This is a genomic window from Nocardioides hankookensis (assembly GCF_042658885.1).
In the GTDB taxonomy this organism is placed as follows: Bacteria; Actinomycetota; Actinomycetes; order Propionibacteriales; family Nocardioidaceae; genus Nocardioides; species Nocardioides hankookensis.
In genome coordinates, this window is sequence record NZ_JBHSRJ010000004.1 from 147,966 (window position 1) to 167,447 (window position 19,482).

Sequence of the window (19,482 nt, forward strand, 5' to 3'; positions counted from 1 at the left end):
GCTCCTGGTGCACGTCGGGGTGGCGTGCGTCACAGCCTCCCCGATCCGTACCCCGAGGCGCCAGGGAACGTTCGAAAACGCCTCGGGGTTCCGCGAGCGTCAGATGCCGAGCGAGCGCCCGATGATCTCCTTCTGGATCTCGGTGGTGCCGCCGTAGATCGTCTGGATCCGGCTGTCCGTGAAGGCCTTGGCGATGGGGTACTCCATCATGTAGCCGTAGCCGCCGTGCAGCTGGACGCCGGCGTCCACGACCTGCTTCTGCAGCTCGGTGGTCCACCACTTCGCCATCGACGCGAGCGCGGGGTCGACCTCGCCGGCGTTGAGCTTGAGGATGCAGTCGTTGATGAACACCCGCGCCACGTGGGCGTACGTCGCCATCTCCGCCAGCACGAAGCGGTTGTGCTGGAACGAGCCGATCGGCTTGCCGAACGCCGTGCGCTCCTTGGCGTAGGTCAGCGAGATGTCGAGGACGTGCTCGATCGCGGCGACCGCCATCGCGGCGATGGAGATGCGCTCCTGGCCGAGGTTCATCATCAGCGAGATGAAGCCGGAGCCCTCCTCGCCGAGCAGGTTCGCCTTCGGCACCTCGACGTTGTCGAAGAACAGCTCGGCGGTGTCCTGGGCCTTCATGCCGACCTTGTCGAGGTTGCGGCCGCGCTCGAAGCCCTTCATGCCGCGCTCGACCACGAGCAGGCTGATGCCCTTGTGGCCGGCGTCGGGGTCGGTGCGGCAGACCACGATGACGATGTCGGAGAGGATGCCGTTGCTGATGAAGGTCTTCGACCCGTTGAGGACGTAGTGATCGCCCTTGTCGACGGCGCTCGTGCGGATCCCCTGCAGGTCGCTGCCAGCGCCCGGCTCGGTCATCGCGATCGCGGAGATCAGCTCGCCGCTGACGAGGCCGGGCAGCCAGCGCTGCTTCTGCTCGTCGGTCCCCAGCGCGGAGATGTAGGGGACGATGATGTCGCTGTGCACCGGGAAGCCGGGTCCGCTGGCGCCGACCCGGGCCATCTCCTCGGCGACGACGGTGTTGTAGCGGAAGTCCTTGACCCCGGCGCCGCCGTACTCCTCCTCGACGTCGAAGCAGAGCAGGCCCGCCTCGCCGGCCTTGGTCCAGACCTCGCGGCTGACCTGGCCGTCCTTCTCCCACTCGTCGTGGAAGGGGACGACCTCCTTCTCCAGGAAGGTGCGCACCGAGGTGCGGAAGTCCTCGTGCTCCTGCTCGTAGATGCTGGGACGCTCGGTCATCAGCTGACCCACTCCTTGATCTGGGCGACGGTGCCGACGGGGTCGTCGGACACGGGGGAGATCTGCAGGTTGGTCACGCCGGCCTCCTTGAAGGCGGCGATCCGCTCCTGGACGTACGACGCGGGGCCGACCAGGTTGCCGGCCTCGAGCCACTCGAGGGGCACCAGTGCCTCGGCCTCCTTCTTCTTGCCGTCGAGGTAGAGGTCCTGGATCTCCTTGGCCTCCTTCTCGTAGCCGTAGTGGCACGCGAGCTCGTTGTAGAAGTTCTTGCCGCGGGCGCCCATGCCGCCGACGTACAGCGCGTACATCGGGCGCATGAAGTCGAGCAGCGCCTTGGTCTCGGGGCCCTCGCCGATGGCGGTCATGCCGCCGGCGGCTATCTCGAGCGGCGCCAGGTCTGCGGAGCGCTTGGCCGCGCCCTTCGCGAGGGCCTCGCCCCAGACCTGCTGGGCCTTCTCGGGCAGGAAGAGGAACGGCAGCCAGCCGTCGGCCAGCTCGGCGGTCATCGCGACGTTGTTGTCGCCGAGGGAGGCGACCCAGATCGGGACGACGTTGCGCTCGACCTGGGTGAGGATCTTGAGCGGCTTGCCGAGACCGAGGCCCTGGTCGGCGGGCAGCGGCAGCGTGAAGATCTTGCCCTGGTGCTCGAGCCGCTCGCGGCGCAGGCCCTGGCGCATGATCGAGATGACCTCACGGGTGCGGCCGAGCGGACGGTCGTAGGGCAGGCCGTGGAAGCCCTCGATGACCTGCGGGCCGGACGCGCCGAGGCCGATGATCGCGCGGCCGCCCGACACGTTGTCGAGGCCGGCCGCCGTCTGCAGCAGGGCGCTCGGCGTCCGCGAGAAGACGTTGAGGATGGCGGCGCCGATCTCGATGGTCTCGGTCTTGGCTGCCAGGTAGCCCATCAGCGTGGGGGAGTCGAAGCCGTAGGCCTCCGCGACCCAGACGGTGTCGAGCCCGGCCTTCTCGAGGGCGACGACCTGGTCGGCGGCCTCGCGGGGGTTGCCGGAGTACATGAGGGGGGTCGAGAGCTTCATTGTGACAGCATAACTGTCACGGTCGTGCCGGGGTCAACGTGTGGCCACGTGGACGATCCGGAGCACCCCCTGGTCGTCGCGCCCGAGGGTGAAGACCGCCTCCCGGTAGTCGGTGTACGCGCCGTCCGGCGGCACCTCGCGGTAGAGCGCGGTCACGGCGGTCGCGTCGTCGTACGCCGAGATGGAGCGCAGCGCCCGGGTGCTCTCGACCTTGGCGTCGACGTGGCCGTAGCCGACGGGCAGGTCGGGGGTGCCGAGCGGGTGCCAGAGCGCCAGCGCCTCGTCGCGGAGGTCCGCGTTGAGCAGGTCGACGTACGCCGCGACCACCTGCTCCGCCGTCGAGCTCGCGTCCACCGCGGGGACCGGTCGGCCGGTGTGCCTGACCAGCCGGTCGAGCACACGCTGGGCCTCGGGCCCGGGCGGGCCGCCGATGCCGCGGCCGTCGTTCCAGATGCCGCACCAGCCGTCCGCGGTGACCAGGTCGCCCCAGCGGGTCGTGCCGACCAGCACCCAGCTGGGCGTGTCGACGGGGCACTCGTCGTTGCTCACGGGCTCGTGGTGGTCGGCCCGGTCGGCGAGAAGGACGGCCAGGTCGTCGGCGGAGACCGGCACCCCCTGCGGGTCGTGGTCGGTCTCGGTCTCGTAGCTGACGCAGAGGGTCGCGACCATCATCTCGTCCGGCCGGGCGACCGGCGAGGTCCCGGTGCCGGAGTCGGACTGCTGGTCGCCGCACGCGGGGCGGGCGCGAAGTTGGGGAGCGAGCCTCGCGCGCTGGGCACGTTGGGCGCGCAGCAGGGCGATGAACCTCGACCACGGGCGCTCGGGGTGAGCGCGGGTGCTGGTGCCGACCCGCAGCTCGTGGCAGCCGTAGAGGTCGCCGCCGACCGGGACGATCCGGCCGTCGGCGTACTCGAAGGCGAGCAGGTAGCCGATGCCGAGGTCCAGCTCGCAGCCCTTCGGTGGCGCCTGCGGGGTCTGCTGGTTGACGACGTCGGCGAGCTCGTCGACGTCGGTGACCAGCGCGTCGGAGGGCGTGTCGAAGCCGGCCCCCGTGCCCTGGCACAGGTGCACCGCCACCGCGCCGGCGGGCACGGTCTCGGTGTCGGCCTGCGCCCGGGGAGCCGGGCAGGTGAACGCCTGCGGCTCCGGCGGGGTCGGGGTGGGGGACGGTGTCGGCGTGGCAGGGTGCGTGACGCCCGGCTGGTCGCCGGAGGTCAGCGTGGGGACGACCGCGAGGGCGACGACGGCCACGGCCGCCACGACGACGACGGAGACCGTCGTACGGCGGCGGTGCCTGCGGTGCAGGTCGCGCGCGGCAGCGGCGCGGCCGGGTGCCGGAGGCGGCTGGGGCACCAGTGCCTGGAGCTGGTCACGGAGCCGGTCGTCGGTCATGCGTCCTCCTCGTCGCGCAGCACGGGGGAGGAGCGCAGGGCGGCGATCGCCCGGGCGGCCTGGCTCTTGACGGTCCCGACGCTGCAGCCCAGGACCGCGGCGGTCTCCCGCTCGGTGAGGTCCTCGACGTAGCGCAGCACGACCACGGCCCGCTGGCCTCGGCTCAGCGTGGTCAGCGCCGCGAGCAGGTCGCGGCGCAGCGCCAGGTCCGGTGCGGTCGTCGGCGTCTCGGGCAGGTCGGCGGTCGCGCGCTCGCCGTTCCAGCGGCGCCGCCACCAGGAGACGTACGTCGTGAACAGCGCGCGACGTACGTACGCCTCGAAGCCGCCCGCGTCGGCGATCCGGTCCCAGCGGCCGTAGGACTTCGCGAGCGCCGTCTGCACCAGGTCCTCCGCGAGGTGGGCGTCGCCGGTCAGCAGCCAGGCGCTGCGCCAGAGCGCGTCGCCGCGGGCAGCGACGAAGTCGTCGAACGACCCCGCCTGCTCCCGCTCCTCGGCCACCGCAACCCCGTCCACCCGCACACTCCTTCCAGCCCCGGAACGCGCTGGAGGTGCCGAAAGGTTGTCAGGTGGAGCTGCGGCCGTGCCAGCTGTCCCAGAGGGCCGCGTAGGAACCGCCCGCCTCGACCAGCTCGTCGTGCGAGCCGAGCTCGGCGATCCGGCCGTCCTCGACGACGGCGACCCGGTCGGCGTCGTGGGCGGAGAAGAGGCGGTGCGCGATCGCGATCACGGTGCGGCCCTCGAGCACGGCGGCCAGCGAGCGCTCCAGGTGGCGGGCCGCGCGCGGGTCGATCAGCGAGGTGGCCTCGTCGAGCACCAGCGTGTGCGGGTCGGCGAGCACCAGGCGGGCGAGCGCGATCTGCTGCGCCTGCGCGGCCGTGACCGCGCGACCACCCGAGCCGACCTCGGTGTCGAGGCCCTCGGGGAGCGCCTCGACCCAGTCGAGCGCGTCGACGGCGTCGAGCGCCTCGCGGACCTGGTCGTCGGAGGAGCCGGGGCGGGCGAGCACGAGGTTCTCGCGGACCGAGCCCACGAACACGTGGTGCTCCTGCGTCACCAGGGCGACGTGGCCGCGCAGGTCGTCGAGCGGCAGCTCGGTGAGGCCGACGCCGCCGACCGTGACCGAGCCGGTGCGCGGCGGGTGGATGCCGGCGAGCAGGCGCCCGAGCGTGGACTTCCCGGCGCCCGACGGGCCGACCATGGCGATCCGCTCGCCGACCCCGACGTCGAGGTCGACACCGTGCAGGACGTCGCGCCCCTCGACGTACGAGAAGCGCACGTCGTCGGCGGCGATCTGCTCGCCGGTGGGCTCGCGGCCGCTGACCTCGCGGTCGTCGGGGACCTGCGCGACGCCGAGCAGGCGGGCGAGCGAGGCGGCGCCGAGCTGGAGCTCGTCGAGGATCGAGACGATCCGGTCGACGGGGTCGATCAGCATCTGCACGTAGAGCGTCGCGGCGGTGACCGCGCCGAGCGAGACCTGACCCTGCGTGTAGAGGTAGCCGCCGAAGAGCAGCGTGGCCACCGTCGGGATCAGGTAGGCGATCTCCATGTTGGGGAAGAAGACGGTGCGCAGGTAGAGCGTGTAGCGCTCGGCCAGGTAGGACTTGTGGATGTCGTCGTCGCTCGCCCGGACCCGCCGCTCACCCAGGCCGAGCGCCTCGACGGTGCGCGCCCCCTCGACGGTCTCGGTGAGCGTCGCGTTGATCTGGGAGTACGTCGCACTCTCGCGCAGGTAGCCGTCCTTGGCGCGCTTGAGGTACCAGCGCAGGCCGATCACCAGCGGGGGCACGCCGAGCAGGCAGGGCAGTGCCACCCACCAGCCGACCGTGATCGCGGCGACGAAGGTGAGGACCGCGGTGACGACCGCGATCGTCCACTCGGGCAGGGCCATCCGCACCGACCAGCCGAGCTGGTCGACGTCGCGGCTGGTCCGGGTGAGCAGGTCGCCGGAGCCGGCGTCCTCCACGACGCCGACCGGCAGCGCGAGGGTGTTGTCGACGAAGTCCTCGCGGAGCTCGGCCAGCACCTGCTCGCCGAGCACCTGGCTGAGGTAGCGGGCGAAGCGGGTCAGGACGGTCTGCGCGACCAGGAAGACCGCGAGCAGCCCGATGATCGTGTCGACGTGGTCGGTGGTGGTGCCCTGCTCGACGGACTCGACGAGACCACCGAGCAGGCGCGGCGCGGCCAGGCCCGCGACCGCAGCAGCGACGTGCAGCGCGAGCGCGCCGTAGAGCATCCTCGGGTGGCGGCGGGCCAGCGTGCCGACGTACTTGCGGACCGTGCGGGTGTCGGCGACGGGGAGGTGGGTGGTCATCGTGCGACCTCGCTGACGGCCAGCTCGGCCTCGGACTCGCGGGTGACGACGCGGCGGTAGGTCGGGCTCGTCTCGAGGAGCTCGGCGTGCGTGCCGGTCGCGACGACGCGGCCTCCGTCGAGGAACGCGACGACGTCCGCGGCGTCCAGCATCAGTGGGCTGGTGGAGGTGACGACCGTCGTACGCCCGGCCCGGTGGCCGCGCAGGCGGGACGCGATCCGGGCCTCGGTGTGCGCGTCGACGGCCGAGGTCGGCTCGACGAGCACCAGCACCTCGGGATCGGTCGTGAGCGCCCGCGCCAGCACCAGCCGCTGCCGCTGTCCGCCGGAGAAGCTGCGGCCTCGCTCGGCGACCAGGGTCTCGAGGCCGTCGGGCAGCGCGTCGAGCACGTCGCCCGCGGAGGCGGTCTCGAGGGCCCGGGCGACGTCGCCGTGGCCGCTCAGGTCGAGGCCGGCACCGAGCGGGCCGGAGAAGAACATCGCGCCCGTGTCGGAGACGACGATGCGCTCGCGGACCTCGCGGGGGTGCAGCGAGGTGAGCGGGACGCCGCCCAGGCTGACCTCGTCGTCGACGGGCGACGCGGTCATGCCGAGCCGGTCGGCGAGCGCGGCGGAGTCGTCGGGCTGCTCGCTGACGATCGCGGTCAGCTGCCCGGCGCGCACCGTCAGTCCGGTGCGGGCGTCGACGAGGTCGGAGCCGACGGCCGGCGACGGCGCGATCTCTGCGGGTACGGCGACGTCCGGCTCCAGGGCCAGCACGTGCACGATGCGGGCCGCCGCCACCCGGGCACGGATCACCTTGTTGGCGTACTCGGTCGCCGTGCGCAGCGGGATCATCAGGAACGCCGAGTAGCCGTAGAACGCGACCAGCTCGCCGGGGGTGATCGTGCCCTGCACGGCGTACCGCGCGCCGATCCAGACCACGACCACGACGAAGAGGCCGGGCAGGAAGACCTGGAGGGCGTCGAGCACCGACTGGAGCTTGGCGACCTGGACGCCCGCGGTCCGGGTGGTCTGCGACTCGCGGCGGTAGCGGTCGGCGAAGACCTGCTCGCCGCCGATGCCGCGCAGCACCCGCAGGCCGCCGACGATGTCGCTGGCGGTGTTGGAGAGCCGGCCCATCAGGTGACGCTGGTGCGCGCTGCGGCGCTGGAGCGGGCCGAGGATCGGCGCGACGCCGACCATCAGCAGCGGGACGCCGACGAGCACGACGAGGCCGAGCGTCACCGAGGTGCGCAGCAGGATCGCGGAGACGATGAAGAAGGAGACGATCGCGCCGGAGAAGCGGGCGGAGACGTCCATGACCTGGCCGATGTGGGACAGGTCGTTGGTGCCGATCGCGACGACCTCGCCGGTCGAGACCTTGCGCGGCAGGGTGCCGCCGAGGCGGGTCGCCTGGCGGGTGACGAGCTGGACGACGCGGTACGCCGCGAGCAGCCAGTTCGTGACCGCGAACCGGTGTCGCATGATGCCGGCGCCGGCCTGCACGAGGCCGATCCCGAAGAGGACGGCGGCCCACTCGAGCAGGGCCGAGCGGTCCTTCGCGGCGACGCCGTCGTCGATCGCGTGGCCGATCACGGCCGGCATCACGGCCTGCGCGCTCATCCAGACGATGCCGAAGAACATGCCGCCGGCCAGCGTCGGCCACTGCATCCGCGCCATCCACCACAGGAACCGGCCGGGGGTGCGCGTCTCCGGCGTACCGGGGTGGTCGAGGGGGAGCTGGCGCACCCGACCCACGCTACGGAGGGAAGCCCTTCGTCAGCGAATTGTTTTCGCGGTGACGGCCGTCACCCGCCGCCGGAGACGGTGTCGAGGTCGCCGCAGGAGCCCTTCGCGAAGTCGATCGCGTTCTTGGCGCCGGGGATGCTCATCCGCAAGGTGATCTGGCCCGGCTCACCGTCGAGGTGCAGCCCGATCTTGAACGCCGTCGCGCCGCCGGACTCCTGGAACGCGTGGTCGTCGCACCGGTTCGGCTTCATCGTCAGGCCGACGCGGGAGGGGGCGTCGGTGCCGTGGACGGTGACGTCGGGGCGCCAGACGTCGGTGCCGACGGGAGCGATGATCGGGGTGCCGGAGACGCTGTCGATGGTGAGCGTCGACCCCGCCGTCCCGGTCGGGCGGACGACGAGGGTCAACGTGCCGGGGTCGCCGACCTCGCCGCTGAAGTCGACGTCGTCGTCCCAGGAGAGGTCCGCGACGCGGGCGACGGCGAGCTCGAGGCAGCGCGCGGTGGTGAAGCGGCCGGCGACGTTCGTCTCGTCCTCGACGGGCAGGATGGTGGACTTCCCGCCGTACGTGACGGTGACGGTGCCGCTGCCGCGCGGGTGGTCGCAGGCGGGCAGCGGCGGGAGCAGGAACTGGAAGCCGCGCTCGGACTGCGACGGGATCGGGCGCAGCCGGGTGCCGGGCAGCGGCGTGCGGTAGCGCGGGTCGCGGTAGGTGATGCGGGTCGGCGTGACCTCGCCCGCGGTGTCGTTGTCGATCCACACCTCCATCCGCCCGGCCGCGGCATCACGCGAGGACTGGCGCATGTCGGCGATGAGCCTGCCGGTCGGCGGGGGCTGGGTCGGCATCGGCAGCGGGCTCAGCGTGCGGATCGACCGGGACGGGGAGGGCTCCGGCGCATTCGCGGACGTGCTGTCGCCGGACGAGCAGGCGGTGGCCAGCAACGCCACCGCGACGAGCCACACCATCCTGCTGGGTCCCATGGGAGCAGTGTGGCGCAGGCTCAGCCCGCGAGTCCCTCGATCACCTCGGCTCCGGGCAGGTCGGCGGCGAGCCGACCCGGGATCAGCAGCTTGGAGCGGCGTACGCCGGAGCCGATCACCGCGACCTCGATGTCGAGCACCCGGGGGTCCACGAGCAGCCGCCAGCCGACGGGCAGCCCGACCGGCGTGATCCCGCCGTACTCCATGCCCGACTCCTCGACCGCGCGGTCCATCGCCAGGAACGACGCCTTGCGCACGTCGAGCGTCCGCTTCACGACGTTGTTGACGTCGGCGCGGGTGTCCGCGCGCACCAAGCACGCGGCGACCCGTTCCTCGCCGTCTCGGCGCCCGCCCACCAGGACGCAGTTGGCGCCGGTGTCCATGCCGAGGTCGTACGCCGCCGACATCGCCGCGGTGTCGGCGATCGCGGGGTCGATCTCGACCACGCCCACCTCGGCCGCACGCGGCCAGTCCCGGAGGGCGGCGGCCACGGGGTCGGCCAGCAGGTCAGGGCGGTCCAGGGCGGGCACGGTCTCGAGGCGGCCCAGGCTCGGCGTCGTCATGGCCTCATCCTGCCCGCCGAATCGTGACTTCTGGTCAGTCGAGTCCGGACTTCTGGTCACGTGCGGTGACCAGAACTCCCGATTGGGGTGACCAAGAGTCACGATTCGGCCAGACGGCTTCACCTGGGGTTCACGTCCCTTCCGTCCCACGGACACCAGCCCGGGCTGTGCTGAGGACATGCGACCGGCCCAGTCCATGGTGCAGCAGCCCCTCGTCATCGCACACCGCGGCGCCTCCGGCTACCGGCCCGAGCACACGCTCGCGTCGTACCGCCTGGCGATCGCCCTCGGTGCCGACTACGTCGAGCCCGACCTGGTGTCGACCAAGGACGGCGTGCTCGTCGCCCGGCACGAGGCCGAGATCAGCCGCACGACGAACGTCGGCCGGCGCGGCGAGTTCGCGGACCGGCTGACCACCAAGGAGATCGACGGCCGTGCGGTGTCGGGCTGGTTCGTCGAGGACTTCACGCTCGCCGAGCTCAAGACGCTGCGGGCGGTCGAGCGGCTCCCCGAGGTCCGGCCGCAGAACACGCGCTTCGACGGGCGCTACGACATCCCGACGTTCGAGGAGATCCTCGGCCTCGTCACCGCGGAGTCCGAGCGGCTCGGCCGTGAGATCGGCGTCTACCCCGAGACCAAGCACCCGTCGTACTTCGACAGCATCGGGCTCGCGCTGGAGGAGCCGCTGCTCGACACCCTCGCGGTGCACGGGTACGGCGGCCCGGAGGCCCCGGTCTTCATCCAGTCCTTCGAGCCCGCCAACCTCCAGTGGCTCCGGTCACGCACCGGCCTGCCGCTGGTGCAGCTGGTCGAGGCCACCGGTCCCAGCCGACAGCTGAGCGACCTGGTGACCTCGACCGGCCTGCGGCGGGTGGCCCGGTGGGCCGACGCGGTCGGCGTCGCGAAGGACCTGGTGCTGCCTCGACACCCCGGGGTCGGCACGATCGGCGACCCGTCGTCGCTGGTCGACGACGCCCACGCGGTCGGCCTCCAGGTGCACGTCTGGACGATGCGCGACGAGAACGTCTTCCTGCCGACCGGCTACCGACGCGGCGAGAGCCCGTCCGACCCCGGTGACTCGATCGAGGAGACGCAGGCGTTCCTCGACGCGGGGGTGGACGGGCTCTTCACGGATCAGCCGGACACGACGCTGGAGGCCCGGCGCCTTCACGCCTCCGGCATCAGGATCCAGGCGGCGATGTAGGCGACGGCGACCGCGCCCACGCTGAAGATGCCGGCCACGACGGCGAGCAGCCGGACCAGGGTCGGGTCGAGCCCGAGGTAGTCGGCCACGCCGGAGCAGACGCCGGCGATCATCCGGTCGTCCCTGCGGCGGGTCAGGCGCTTGCTGGTGGTGGTGTTCATCGGAGCTCCTCGTCGTTCTCGTCCGCGATGTCGGTCTCGGTCTCGATGACCGTGGTGTCGTCGGTGGTGGGGGCGGGCGGTACCCAGCCGACCTGGCGCGTCGACCAGCGCTTGCTGCCCGAGACGCCGATGGCGAGCAGTCCGGCGAGGCCGGCCAGCACCCACGGCACCGGCAGCAGCCAGCGCACGTCGTCGCCGCCGACCGCGTCGGTCTGGATCAGGGCCCAGACACCGACGAGGCCGAGGAAGGCGATCCCCATGACCAGGTGGCCGACGTTGACGGAGTGGCGCCCGGACTGCTTCTCGGGGTCGTGCGTGGTGGTGGTCATCGGGTCACCTCGATCTCTCCGACGCTGAGGTTGAGGTCCAGCGTGATGGTGGGCGCGTCGACGGGTCCGACGATGCGGTGCTGCTCGACGCCCCAGTCGCTCTCCTCGGCGCCGAACAGCTTGATGTCGCCGGGGCCGTCGATGGTCGCGTCGATGTCGGCGCGGACGCCTGGCGGCAAGGTGACGTCGATCGTCCCGACGTGGCCGTCGACGGTGATCGTGCGGCCGTCGAGGTTGTCGATGTCGCTCACCTGGGAGAGGTCGATCCGCTGCTCACCCGCGTCGAGCGAGTAGTCCGCCTCGACGTCGGCCGCCGTCGCGGGAGTCGCGGTGTAGGAGTCGGCGTCGATCTGGTCCGCGGCGGTCGCCACCGTGAGTCCGACGGTCGCGACCAGGCCGAGCAGGATGATGCCGCCCGCCCGGCCGAAGAACGAGCCGACCAGCAGCATCACGCCGCAGATGCCGACCGCCAGGGCCGGGTAGGCGCCCGGGGCGACGTTCGCGCCGGCCAGGTCGATCATCCCGAGCAGGCCCTCGCACAGGGCGATCAGCGCGAGGGTGAACCAGAAGAGGATGGGTCCGCGCTTGCGCGGGTTGGGCGGACGCACGTACGGCGCCGGCGCGACGTAGGGCTGCTGCGGGGGCGGCGGCGGTGCGTAGTAGCTGGCAGGGGGTGCGACGGGGGTCGCCGGGACGGCGGCGTACGGCGCGGGTGCCGACGGGGTGGCGGCGTCCTTGGGCGGGTTGTTGCGGGTCAGCAGCCACAGGGCGACCAGCGCGACGATCGCGATCGGCCACGGGAACCAGAAGGCACCCCACGAGTCGCCGATCAGTGCGAGCGCGGCGACGCCGCCGACGATGACGAGCGCGACCGTGCGGGTCCGCTCGTCGAGGTTGAACGGCGCCTTGTCGTCGCCGTCCTCCGGGACGAGCAGCCAGCATGCGCCGTACAGGATGAGGCCGGCACCACCGAAGAAGACGAACACGACGAACGCGACCCGCAGGATCAGCGGGTCGACGTCGAGGTGCCGGCCGAGGCCGCCCGCCACCCCCGCGACCTTGCGGTCGGTGGTGGAGCGGCGCAGCCGGCCGAGGTCGCGGACCTGGTCGCGGTCGACGCGAGGGCCAGTGGCCCCGGTCGGGTCCTGCGGCGGCGGGCCGGAGGGAGCTTCGGGCGGTGTGGTGGTCATGGCACCAAGCCTGCGTCCTCGGCGAGCCCCGGACCATCGGGGACGCCCCTGATCCTGGACCGGGGGAGGGAGCCCGCGGTCAGGGTCGCGCCGGGGTTCGCCCTCATGGTCCGGGGTGCCCCGCTATGTGACGATTGACCCCGACATGAACAGCACGCACGCCACCGCCGACGCAGGCGCGTCGGTCCCGATGGGAGGCCGGCGCGCCTACCGCGACACGCAGGAGCCGATCCTCGGCGGCGTCGCCGCCGGGCTCGCGCACCACCTCGGGTTCCCGGTGCTGTGGGTGCGGGCCGCCTTCGTCATCGCGGCGTTCCTCGGTGGCTCGGGCGTCCTCCTCTACGCCGCCCTGTGGTGGATGCTCCCGTCCGACGCCCACTTCGAGACCGCGGCCCCGGGCATCGAGAGCGCGACTCGCGGCGGCCGCCGCCCCGGTCGGATCCGCCGGCTCACCGACGTCGGCCCGGCGATCGCCCTGGCGGCGCTCGGTCTCGGCGCGATCCTGCTGCTCGAGGCCGTGCTCGGCCGCGGCGCCGTCTTCTGGCCGCTCGTGATCGGCATCGTCGGCATCGCGCTGCTCTGGCGGCAGGCCGACGAGGCGCAGCGCGAGCGGTGGCTCGACAGCTCCGGCCGGATCAACCCCAAGCGGGTCGTCTTCGGTGACGGCGGCTGGGCGTCGTACGCCCGCGTCGCCGCAGGCATCGGGCTCATCGTGCTCGCGCTCGTCCTCTACTCCTTCAGCGGCGGCTCCGTCGGGATGGCCCGCGACGTCACCGTCGCCGCCCTGCTCACCGTCGTCGGGCTGGCGATCGTCATCGGGCCCTGGATCTACCGCCTGGCCTCCGACCTGAGCGACGAGCGCGCCGAGCGGGTGCGCACCCAGGAGCGCGCCGACGTCGCCGCGCACCTGCACGACTCGGTGCTGCAGACGCTCGCCCTGATCCAGAAGAACGCCGACGACAGCGCCACCGTCGCCCGCCTCGCCCGCGCCCAGGAGCGCGACCTCCGGTCGTGGTTGTACGCCGGCGAGTCGACCGACGAGCGCACCGTCGCCAGCGCGCTGCGCGGCGTCGCGGCCCGCATCGAGGACGAGTACGCCGTCTCCGTCGACGTCGTCAACGTCGGCGACTGCGACCTCGACGAGCTGCTGCGCCCGATCGTGCACGCCACCGGCGAGGCCGTCACCAACGCCGCCAAGCACGCCGGCACCGGCAAGGTCGACGTCTACGCCGAGGTCGGCGACACCGCCGTGGACGTCTTCGTGCGCGACCGGGGCCGCGGCTTCGACCTGGCCACCGTGCCGGCCGACCGGTACGGCGTACGCAACAGCATCGTCGACCGGATGCAGCGCCACGGAGGATCGGCCGAGGTCCGGTCCACGCCCGGCGAGGGGACCGAGGTGCGCCTGCACCTGACCCGGCACCAGGACGCACGAGCAGCACAGGAGGAAACCCATGAGTGACCCGGTCAGCGTCGTGATCGTCGACGACCACGCCATGTTCCGGCGCGGCGTCCGCGCGGAGCTGGAGAGCGCCGGGCGTGGGCTCGTCGACGTACGCGCCGAGGCGGCCGACGTCGACGAGGCGATCGCGATGGTCACCGAGCACCGGCCCCAGGTGGTGCTGCTCGACGTGCACCTGCCCGGCGGCGGGGGAGTCGAGGTGATGCGCAGGATGGCGACGTCCAACGCGTCGCCGGACACCCGCTACCTCGCCCTCAGCGTCAGCGACGCCGCCGAGGACGTCATCGGCACCATCCGAGGCGGCGCCCGCGGCTACGTCACCAAGACGATCACCGGACCCGAGCTGGTGCAGGCGATCGGCCGGGTCGCTGAGGGCGACGCCGTCTTCTCGCCCCGCCTCGCCGGCTTCGTGCTCGACGCCTTCTCCGGATCGATCGACGTCGCCGCGGTCGACGAGGACCTCGACCGCCTCACCGAGCGCGAGCGCGAGGTGATGCGGCTGATCGCCCGGGGCTACGCCTACAAGGAGGTGGCCAAGGAGCTGTTCATCTCCATCAAGACCGTCGAGACCCACATGTCGAGCGTGCTGCGCAAGCTCCAGCTGTCCTCGCGACACGAGCTCACCCGCTGGGCCTCGGACCGCAGGCTGCTCTGAGCACCGCCGACCGGGACGTCATACGGATGGTGTGTCCGCATGCTCTTTCCGTATGACGTCCGGCGGCGGGCCCTGGGCTGTCACACTGTGGCTGTGAGGGCGAGCGCGCGGTCATGGTGGACCGTGTTGACGCGCCGACCTGACACGTGGCGGGCGCGCGCGGCCTCGTTCGTCCTCTTCATCGGCGTCCTCTGGCTCCTCACGGCCTGGTGGCTCGACGACCTCCGCCAGGCGTCCCTGGTCGTTGCCGCGGCCGCGGCCGGTGCGTGCCTCCGGGGCGCTCTCCAGGGTGCCCGCAGGTTCGCGGCTCGCCGTCGGAGGACCCCGGACCGACCGGAGCCCGCCCCCGGCAGCTGATAGACAACCTTTCCCACCGGGCGGGGAACGTCACGGCGCGGGCGGGGACAGTGTCGTTCCAGCGCCATTGCGTCGCCATGACATCCGCGGATCCTCCCTAGGATGAGCGCATGGACTTCCTGCGCCACCTGCTGCTGGTCATCCACCTGCTCGGGTTCGCCGCGCTCTTCGGTGGCCTGCTGGTCCAGGCGCGGCGTCCGGAGAAGGTCGTCAACGGCCTGATGCGTGACGGCGCCGGTACGGCGTTCGTCGCGGGCCTGTTGCTGGTCGGCGTCATCGAGGCGGGCGACGGATCGGTCGACCACGCCAAGATCGCGGTCAAGAGCCTGATCGGTCTGGCCATCCTGGTGCTGGTGATGGCCAACCTCCGCAAGGAACGGATCGCGACGGGTCTCTGGGCGATCCTGCTGCTCCTCACGGTCGCCAACGTCTGCGTCGCCGTGTTCTGGGTGCCCGCCCACGTCTGATCCAGACCAGTAGGTCCCGCGGGATCTTCGCTCAGGTCGTCCCCGGGATGGCCGATATGCCTCGTCGAACGGCACGAACGACGAGAGGCAGCCCACCGTGGATGAGATCGACGAGATCGTCCAGGAGTTCCTCGTGGAGAGCCACGAGAACCTGGACCAGCTCGACCGCGACCTGGTCGCGCTCGAGCGCGAGCCCGACTCGCGAGACCTGCTCGGCAGCATCTTCCGCACCATCCACACGATCAAGGGCACGAGCGGCTTCCTCGCCTTCGGTCAGCTGGAGTCGGTGACCCACGTCGGCGAGAACCTCCTCGCCCGGCTGCGGGACGGCAAGATGTCGATGAGCCCGCAGACGACCGACGTGCTGCTCGCGATGGTCGACACCGTCCGCGACCTGCTCGCGACGATCGAGCAGACCGGCGGCGAGGGCGACACCGACGTGAGCGTCGTGGTCGGCCAGATCACCGCCATCCTGGACGGCAAGACCCCCGAGCCGGTGGTCGCACCGGTTCCGGAGGCCGTCGTCGAGGCTGTTGTCGAGGCGGCCGTCGAGCTGGCGCCCGAGGCCCCCGTCGTACCCGTCGCCGCCCCGGCCGCCCTGGTCCCCACCGCGGCCGAGCCGGTCGTCGAGCACGAGGACCAGGTCCACCGTCGTACCGTCGCCGACTCCTCGATCCGCGTCGACGTCGACCTGCTCGACACCCTGATGCGCCTGGTCGGTGAGCTCGTGCTCACCCGCAACCAGATCGTCCGCCAGGCCGGCGACCAGCAGGACGTCGACCTGATGCGCTCCTCCCAGCGCCTCAACCTGATTGCCAGCGAGCTGCAGGAGGGGGTCATGAAGACCCGCATGCAGCCCATCGACAACCTCTGGTCGAAGCTGCCGCGCGTCGTCCGTGACCTCGGCGCCAACTGCGGCAAGCAGGTCTCGCTGACCATGGTCGGCAAGGAGACCGAGCTCGACCGCACGCTGCTCGAGGCCGTCAAGGACCCGCTCACCCACCTCGTCCGCAACGGCGTCGACCACGGGCTCGAGAGCCCGGAGGACCGCGTCGCCGCCGGCAAGCCGGCCGAGGGCGTCCTCACCCTGCGCGCCTACCACCAGGGCGGCCAGGTCGTCGTGGAGGTCAGCGACGACGGCGCCGGCATCGACTCGGAGAAGGTGGCCGCGAAGGCCGTCGAGCGTGGCCTGCGCACCCAGGCGCAGATCGCGCAGATGTCGCCCACCGACGTCCTCCAGCTGATCTTCGTGCCCGGCTTCTCGACCGCCGCCGCCGTGACCAACGTGTCCGGCCGCGGTGTCGGCATGGACGTCGTGAAGACCAACATCGAGGGCATCGGCGGCACCATCGAGGTGGAGTCGGTCGTGGGCCGCGGTACGACGTGCCGCCTGCGCATCCCGCTCACCCTCGCGATCGTCCCCGCGCTCACCGTCGAGTGCGCCGGCGACCGGTACGCGATCCCGCAGGTCAGCCTGCTCGAGCTCGTGTCGCTGGACGCCGACCGCGCGGCGAACGCCGTCGAGGACATCAACGGCGCCTCGGTCTACCGCCTGCGCGGCACCCTGCTCCCGCTCGTCCGCCTCGCCGAGGTGCTCGGCGTCGAGTCCGACCGCTCCGACGGCCACGTCGTCATCGCGGTGCTCCAGGCCGAGGGCAAGCGCTTCGGCCTCGTCATCGACCGGGTCCTCAGCACTGAGGAGATCGTCGTCAAGCCGCTCGGCTCCCAGATGAAGGCGATCGGCACCTACTCCGGCGCCACCATCCTGGGCGACGGTCGGGTCGCGCTGATCCTCGACGTGCAGGCGCTCGCCCGCCGGGTCCTGAACGCCGACGCGCTCGAGCTCGAGGACGCCGACGACCACGACGCCCGGGGCGTCGCCTCCGAGAGCCTGCGGTTGCTGGTCGCCGGTCTCGGTGGTGGCCGCAAGGTCGCCATCCCGCTCTCGTCGGTCACCCGCCTGGAGAACTTCGACCAGTCGGCCGTCGAGCGGATCGGCAACCGCGAGGTCGTGCAGTACCGCGGCGGCATCCTGCCGGTGGTGCGCCTCAACAACTACTACGGCGCGATCAGCGACCGCGAGGGCGACGAGCTGGTGGTCGTCATCTACACGGTCGGTGACCGCAGCGTCGCCATCGCCGTCGACGAGATCGTCGACATCGTGGACGAGAACACCGAGTTCCACGCCGAGGTCACCGACCACGGCGTCCTCGGCTCGACCCTGGTCCGCGACCGGATCGTCGAGGTCCTCGACGTCCGGGCCGCGATCCTCTCCGCAGACCCGACCTTCTACACCGCGTCCGACGAGTTCGACGCTGAGCTCCAGGAGACGATGTGAGCACCCGACTGGTGACCTTCACCCTCGACGGACGCCTCTTCGGCGTCGAGGTCAACGCGGTCCAGGAGGTCCTCCGCGGACAGCCCCAGACCCGGATCCCGCTGGCACCCGACAGCGTCTCCGGCCTGATCAACCTCCGCGGGCAGGTCCTCAGCGCGGTCGAGCTGCGGGCGCGGCTCGGCCTCCCCGACCGGGACGCCGACCAGGAGCCGATGCTCGTGGTCGTCCGGGTCGCGGGCGAGACCATCGCCCTGCTCGTGGACAGCATCGGTGCGGTCATGGACGTCGACGACGACCAGTTCGAGCTGCCGCCCGACACGCTCAGCGGCCCGTCGCGGGAGTTCCTGCACGGCGCCTACAAGCTCGACAGCCAGCTCCTGCTGGCCCTGGACGTCGACAGAGCCGTCGCCGCCTAACTCGTACTTCCCCGACCAACACCCGGAGAACAGTCATGTCCCTGAACATCACCTGGACGGTGGGCCGCCGGCTCGCCGCGATCGCCGTCATCGGCGCCGCCACCTCTGCCGTCGTCGCCGGCGTCGCCTACTCGGGCTTCCGCGGCCTCGAGTCCGACGCCGAGGGCCTGCAGAAGTACGAGGACGCGCGCTCGCTCATGCACGCCCTCGACACGCGCTCCAGCGAGCTGAAGGTGGACGGTCTCAAGGCCGTCGCGTACGAGGACAACGCGTCGCTCGCCCAGGACGTCGTCGACGACACCGCCACGATCAACGACCTGATGGCTCAGCTGTCCGCGATCGGGCTGGGCGCCGCGAGCGACCAGGAGGAGCAGTTCAACCAGGCGTGGGCCGGGTACGAGAAGGCGATCGCCGACTTCGTCGACGCCGCGATCAAGGACCCGAAGGCCGCGCGCGCCAACGTCGAGCAGGTGCAGGCCGCCAACGACCAGATGGACGACCTGCTCTCCGGTGCCATCGACCAGATCGAGGGCGCGGCGGACGACGCCCGCCACGAGGCGCAGACCACCCGCTCGCACGCACTCACGCTGCTGTGGGTCGCCGCGCTGATCGGTCTCGCCGCGCTGGTCGCGCTGGCCTTCCTGATCACCCGCTCCATCACGCGGCCGCTGCGGCGCAGCATCGACGCCCTCAGCGCCTTCGCCGGCGGCGACCTCACCCAGCGGGTGGACGAGAACTCGGCAGCCGAGCTCGGTGAGCTCGAGGTGTCCCTGAACCAGTCGATCGACTCGGTGTCGCGCATCGTCAGCGACGTGGTCGGCTCGGCCGACGCGGTGGCTGCTGCCTCGGAGGAGCTGTCGGCGTCCTCGCAGCAGATCGCTGCGGGTGCCGAGGAGACCTCGGTCCAGGCCGATGTCGTGGCGGGCGCGGCCGATGAGGTGTCGCGCAACGTGCAGACGGTGGCCGCCGGCGCCGAGCAGATGGGTGCCTCGATCCGCGAGATCGCGCACTCGGCGAACGAGGCCGCCCGCGTGGCCTCGCAAGCCGTCTCGATGGTCGAGGTGACCAACGAGACCGTCGCGAAGCTGGGTACGTCGAGCCAGGAGATCGGCAACGTGGTCAAGGTGATCACCTCGATCGCGGAGCAGACGAACCTGCTGGCGCTGAACGCGACGATCGAGGCTGCGCGTGCTGGTGAGGCCGGCAAGGGGTTCGCGGTGGTGGCGAACGAGGTCAAGGAGCTGGCGCAGGAGACCGCGCGGGCGACCGAGGACATCGCGCGTCGGGTCGAGGCGATCCAGGGCGACACCACGGGTGCGGTCGAGGCGATCGGTGAGATCTCGACGATCATCACCTCGATCAACGACTACCAGCTGACCATCGCCTCGGCGGTGGAGGAGCAGACCGCGACGACGAACGAGATGTCGCGCAACGTGGCGGAGGCCTCGAGTGGTTCGGGCGAGATCGCCGCGAACATCTCGGGTGTCTCGGGTGCGGCGCAGGCGACCACGCAGGCGCTGTCACAGTCCCGCTCGGCCATCGACGAGCTCGCGGGCATGTCCGCGGAGCTGCGCAGCCAGATCTCCCGCTTCCAGCGGGCCTGATCCCTCCGTCCATCACTCTCCCGGACAAGGACACTC

Annotated in this window: 19 protein-coding genes; 8 read left to right on the forward strand and 11 right to left on the reverse strand. The window is 71.8% G+C overall.

The window, feature by feature from the left end:
• Positions 1–99 precede the first annotated feature (99 nt).
• Genes ACFPYL_RS07100 through ACFPYL_RS07135 form a run of 8 tightly spaced genes read right to left on the reverse strand, consistent with a single transcriptional unit; the run spans position 100 to position 9,263 of the window.
• On the reverse strand, positions 100–1,248 hold the full coding sequence (locus ACFPYL_RS07100; protein WP_379152266.1) for an acyl-CoA dehydrogenase family protein: 1,149 nt from the start codon (positions 1,246–1,248) through the stop codon (positions 100–102).
• Positions 1,248–2,285 carry an LLM class F420-dependent oxidoreductase gene (locus ACFPYL_RS07105; RefSeq protein ID WP_379152269.1) on the reverse strand — a complete coding sequence of 346 codons (1,038 nt, stop codon included), beginning with the start codon at positions 2,283–2,285 and terminating at the stop codon, positions 1,248–1,250. Before ACFPYL_RS07105 ends, ACFPYL_RS07100 begins: the two co-directional genes overlap by 1 nt.
• Before the next feature lie 33 nt (positions 2,286–2,318).
• Entirely contained in the window at positions 2,319–3,677 is a 1,359-nt protein-coding gene (locus tag ACFPYL_RS07110; protein ID WP_379152271.1) for a hypothetical protein, read from the reverse strand.
• Positions 3,674–4,192 (reverse strand): SigE family RNA polymerase sigma factor, encoded by a 519-nt coding sequence (locus ACFPYL_RS07115; protein WP_379152274.1) that lies wholly within the window; start codon positions 4,190–4,192, stop codon positions 3,674–3,676. The genes ACFPYL_RS07110 and ACFPYL_RS07115 overlap by 4 nt, the downstream gene beginning before the upstream one ends.
• Positions 4,193–4,241: 49 nt before the next feature.
• Positions 4,242–5,990, reverse strand: a complete 1,749-nt coding sequence (locus ACFPYL_RS07120) for an ABC transporter ATP-binding protein (RefSeq protein ID WP_379152277.1) — start codon at positions 5,988–5,990, stop codon at positions 4,242–4,244.
• Entirely contained in the window at positions 5,987–7,720 is a 1,734-nt protein-coding gene (locus ACFPYL_RS07125) for an ABC transporter ATP-binding protein (protein WP_379152280.1), read from the reverse strand. The genes ACFPYL_RS07120 and ACFPYL_RS07125 overlap by 4 nt, the downstream gene beginning before the upstream one ends.
• A gap of 59 nt (positions 7,721–7,779) precedes the next feature.
• Positions 7,780–8,700, reverse strand: coding sequence for a hypothetical protein (locus tag ACFPYL_RS07130; protein ID WP_379152283.1), 921 nt, complete (start codon positions 8,698–8,700; stop codon positions 7,780–7,782).
• A 20-nt stretch (positions 8,701–8,720) separates the two neighbouring features.
• Positions 8,721–9,263, reverse strand: coding sequence for a YbaK/EbsC family protein (locus tag ACFPYL_RS07135; protein WP_379152285.1), 543 nt, complete (start codon positions 9,261–9,263; stop codon positions 8,721–8,723).
• 178 nt (positions 9,264–9,441) lie between these two features.
• On the opposite strand from ACFPYL_RS07135, the gene ACFPYL_RS07140 reads away from it, so the two are divergent.
• Complete coding sequence (locus tag ACFPYL_RS07140; RefSeq protein ID WP_379152288.1) at positions 9,442–10,467, forward strand: glycerophosphodiester phosphodiesterase; 1,026 nt, start codon at positions 9,442–9,444, stop codon at positions 10,465–10,467.
• On the opposite strand, the gene ACFPYL_RS07145 is transcribed toward ACFPYL_RS07140, so the two are convergent.
• Genes ACFPYL_RS07145 through ACFPYL_RS07155 form a run of 3 tightly spaced genes read right to left on the reverse strand, consistent with a single transcriptional unit; the run spans position 10,431 to position 12,147 of the window.
• Complete coding sequence (locus ACFPYL_RS07145; protein WP_379152291.1) at positions 10,431–10,628, reverse strand: PspC domain-containing protein; 198 nt, start codon at positions 10,626–10,628, stop codon at positions 10,431–10,433. The genes ACFPYL_RS07140 and ACFPYL_RS07145 overlap by 37 nt on opposite strands.
• Positions 10,625–10,957, reverse strand: coding sequence for a hypothetical protein (locus tag ACFPYL_RS07150; RefSeq protein WP_379152293.1), 333 nt, complete (start codon positions 10,955–10,957; stop codon positions 10,625–10,627). Before ACFPYL_RS07150 ends, ACFPYL_RS07145 begins: the two co-directional genes overlap by 4 nt.
• The gene (locus ACFPYL_RS07155) at positions 10,954–12,147 is read right to left on the reverse strand and encodes a PspC domain-containing protein (RefSeq protein ID WP_379152296.1); all 1,194 of its coding nucleotides are present in this window, start codon (positions 12,145–12,147) and stop codon (positions 10,954–10,956) included. Before ACFPYL_RS07155 ends, ACFPYL_RS07150 begins: the two co-directional genes overlap by 4 nt.
• A 145-nt stretch (positions 12,148–12,292) precedes the next feature.
• Here ACFPYL_RS07155 and ACFPYL_RS07160 point away from each other — a divergent pair, with 145 nt between their 5' ends.
• From ACFPYL_RS07160 to ACFPYL_RS07190, 7 genes are all read left to right on the forward strand, one after another.
• Entirely contained in the window at positions 12,293–13,609 is a 1,317-nt protein-coding gene (locus ACFPYL_RS07160) for an ATP-binding protein (RefSeq protein WP_379152299.1), read from the forward strand.
• The gene (locus ACFPYL_RS07165; RefSeq protein WP_379152302.1) at positions 13,602–14,264 is read left to right on the forward strand and encodes a response regulator; all 663 of its coding nucleotides are present in this window, start codon (positions 13,602–13,604) and stop codon (positions 14,262–14,264) included. The genes ACFPYL_RS07160 and ACFPYL_RS07165 overlap by 8 nt, the downstream gene beginning before the upstream one ends.
• 126 nt (positions 14,265–14,390) lie before the next feature.
• Positions 14,391–14,621, forward strand: a complete 231-nt coding sequence (locus ACFPYL_RS07170; RefSeq protein WP_379152305.1) for a hypothetical protein — start codon at positions 14,391–14,393, stop codon at positions 14,619–14,621.
• Positions 14,622–14,731: 110 nt separating this feature from the next.
• Positions 14,732–15,088 carry a hypothetical protein gene (locus ACFPYL_RS07175; protein WP_379152308.1) on the forward strand — a complete coding sequence of 119 codons (357 nt, stop codon included), beginning with the start codon at positions 14,732–14,734 and terminating at the stop codon, positions 15,086–15,088.
• Between the two features lie 97 nt (positions 15,089–15,185).
• Positions 15,186–17,426, forward strand: coding sequence for a chemotaxis protein CheW (locus ACFPYL_RS07180; RefSeq protein ID WP_379152311.1), 2,241 nt, complete (start codon positions 15,186–15,188; stop codon positions 17,424–17,426).
• Positions 17,423–17,842 carry a chemotaxis protein CheW gene (locus ACFPYL_RS07185; RefSeq protein WP_379152314.1) on the forward strand — a complete coding sequence of 140 codons (420 nt, stop codon included), beginning with the start codon at positions 17,423–17,425 and terminating at the stop codon, positions 17,840–17,842. The genes ACFPYL_RS07180 and ACFPYL_RS07185 overlap by 4 nt, the downstream gene beginning before the upstream one ends.
• 35 nt (positions 17,843–17,877) lie before the next feature.
• Positions 17,878–19,446 carry a methyl-accepting chemotaxis protein gene (locus ACFPYL_RS07190; protein ID WP_379152317.1) on the forward strand — a complete coding sequence of 523 codons (1,569 nt, stop codon included), beginning with the start codon at positions 17,878–17,880 and terminating at the stop codon, positions 19,444–19,446.
• Positions 19,447–19,482 lie beyond the last annotated feature (36 nt).

What these genes read in the sequence shown, in the direction of transcription:
- ACFPYL_RS07100 (WP_379152266.1), bottom strand. Translation starts at nt 1,248, where the DNA reads ATGACCGAGCGTCCCAGCATCTACGAGCAGGAGCACGAGGACTTCCGC.
- ACFPYL_RS07105 (WP_379152269.1), bottom strand. Translation starts at nt 2,285, where the DNA reads ATGAAGCTCTCGACCCCCCTCATGTACTCCGGCAACCCCCGCGAGGCC.
- ACFPYL_RS07110 (WP_379152271.1), bottom strand. Translation starts at nt 3,677, where the DNA reads ATGACCGACGACCGGCTCCGTGACCAGCTCCAGGCACTGGTGCCCCAG.
- ACFPYL_RS07120 (WP_379152277.1), bottom strand. Translation starts at nt 5,990, where the DNA reads ATGACCACCCACCTCCCCGTCGCCGACACCCGCACGGTCCGCAAGTAC.
- ACFPYL_RS07130 (WP_379152283.1), bottom strand. Translation starts at nt 8,700, where the DNA reads ATGGGACCCAGCAGGATGGTGTGGCTCGTCGCGGTGGCGTTGCTGGCC.
- ACFPYL_RS07135 (WP_379152285.1), bottom strand. Translation starts at nt 9,263, where the DNA reads ATGACGACGCCGAGCCTGGGCCGCCTCGAGACCGTGCCCGCCCTGGAC.
- ACFPYL_RS07140 (WP_379152288.1), top strand. Translation starts at nt 9,442, where the DNA reads ATGCGACCGGCCCAGTCCATGGTGCAGCAGCCCCTCGTCATCGCACAC.
- ACFPYL_RS07145 (WP_379152291.1), bottom strand. Translation starts at nt 10,628, where the DNA reads ATGAACACCACCACCAGCAAGCGCCTGACCCGCCGCAGGGACGACCGG.
- ACFPYL_RS07150 (WP_379152293.1), bottom strand. Translation starts at nt 10,957, where the DNA reads ATGACCACCACCACGCACGACCCCGAGAAGCAGTCCGGGCGCCACTCC.
- ACFPYL_RS07155 (WP_379152296.1), bottom strand. Translation starts at nt 12,147, where the DNA reads ATGACCACCACACCGCCCGAAGCTCCCTCCGGCCCGCCGCCGCAGGAC.
- ACFPYL_RS07160 (WP_379152299.1), top strand. Translation starts at nt 12,293, where the DNA reads ATGAACAGCACGCACGCCACCGCCGACGCAGGCGCGTCGGTCCCGATG.
- ACFPYL_RS07165 (WP_379152302.1), top strand. Translation starts at nt 13,602, where the DNA reads ATGAGTGACCCGGTCAGCGTCGTGATCGTCGACGACCACGCCATGTTC.
- ACFPYL_RS07175 (WP_379152308.1), top strand. Translation starts at nt 14,732, where the DNA reads ATGGACTTCCTGCGCCACCTGCTGCTGGTCATCCACCTGCTCGGGTTC.
- ACFPYL_RS07190 (WP_379152317.1), top strand. Translation starts at nt 17,878, where the DNA reads ATGTCCCTGAACATCACCTGGACGGTGGGCCGCCGGCTCGCCGCGATC.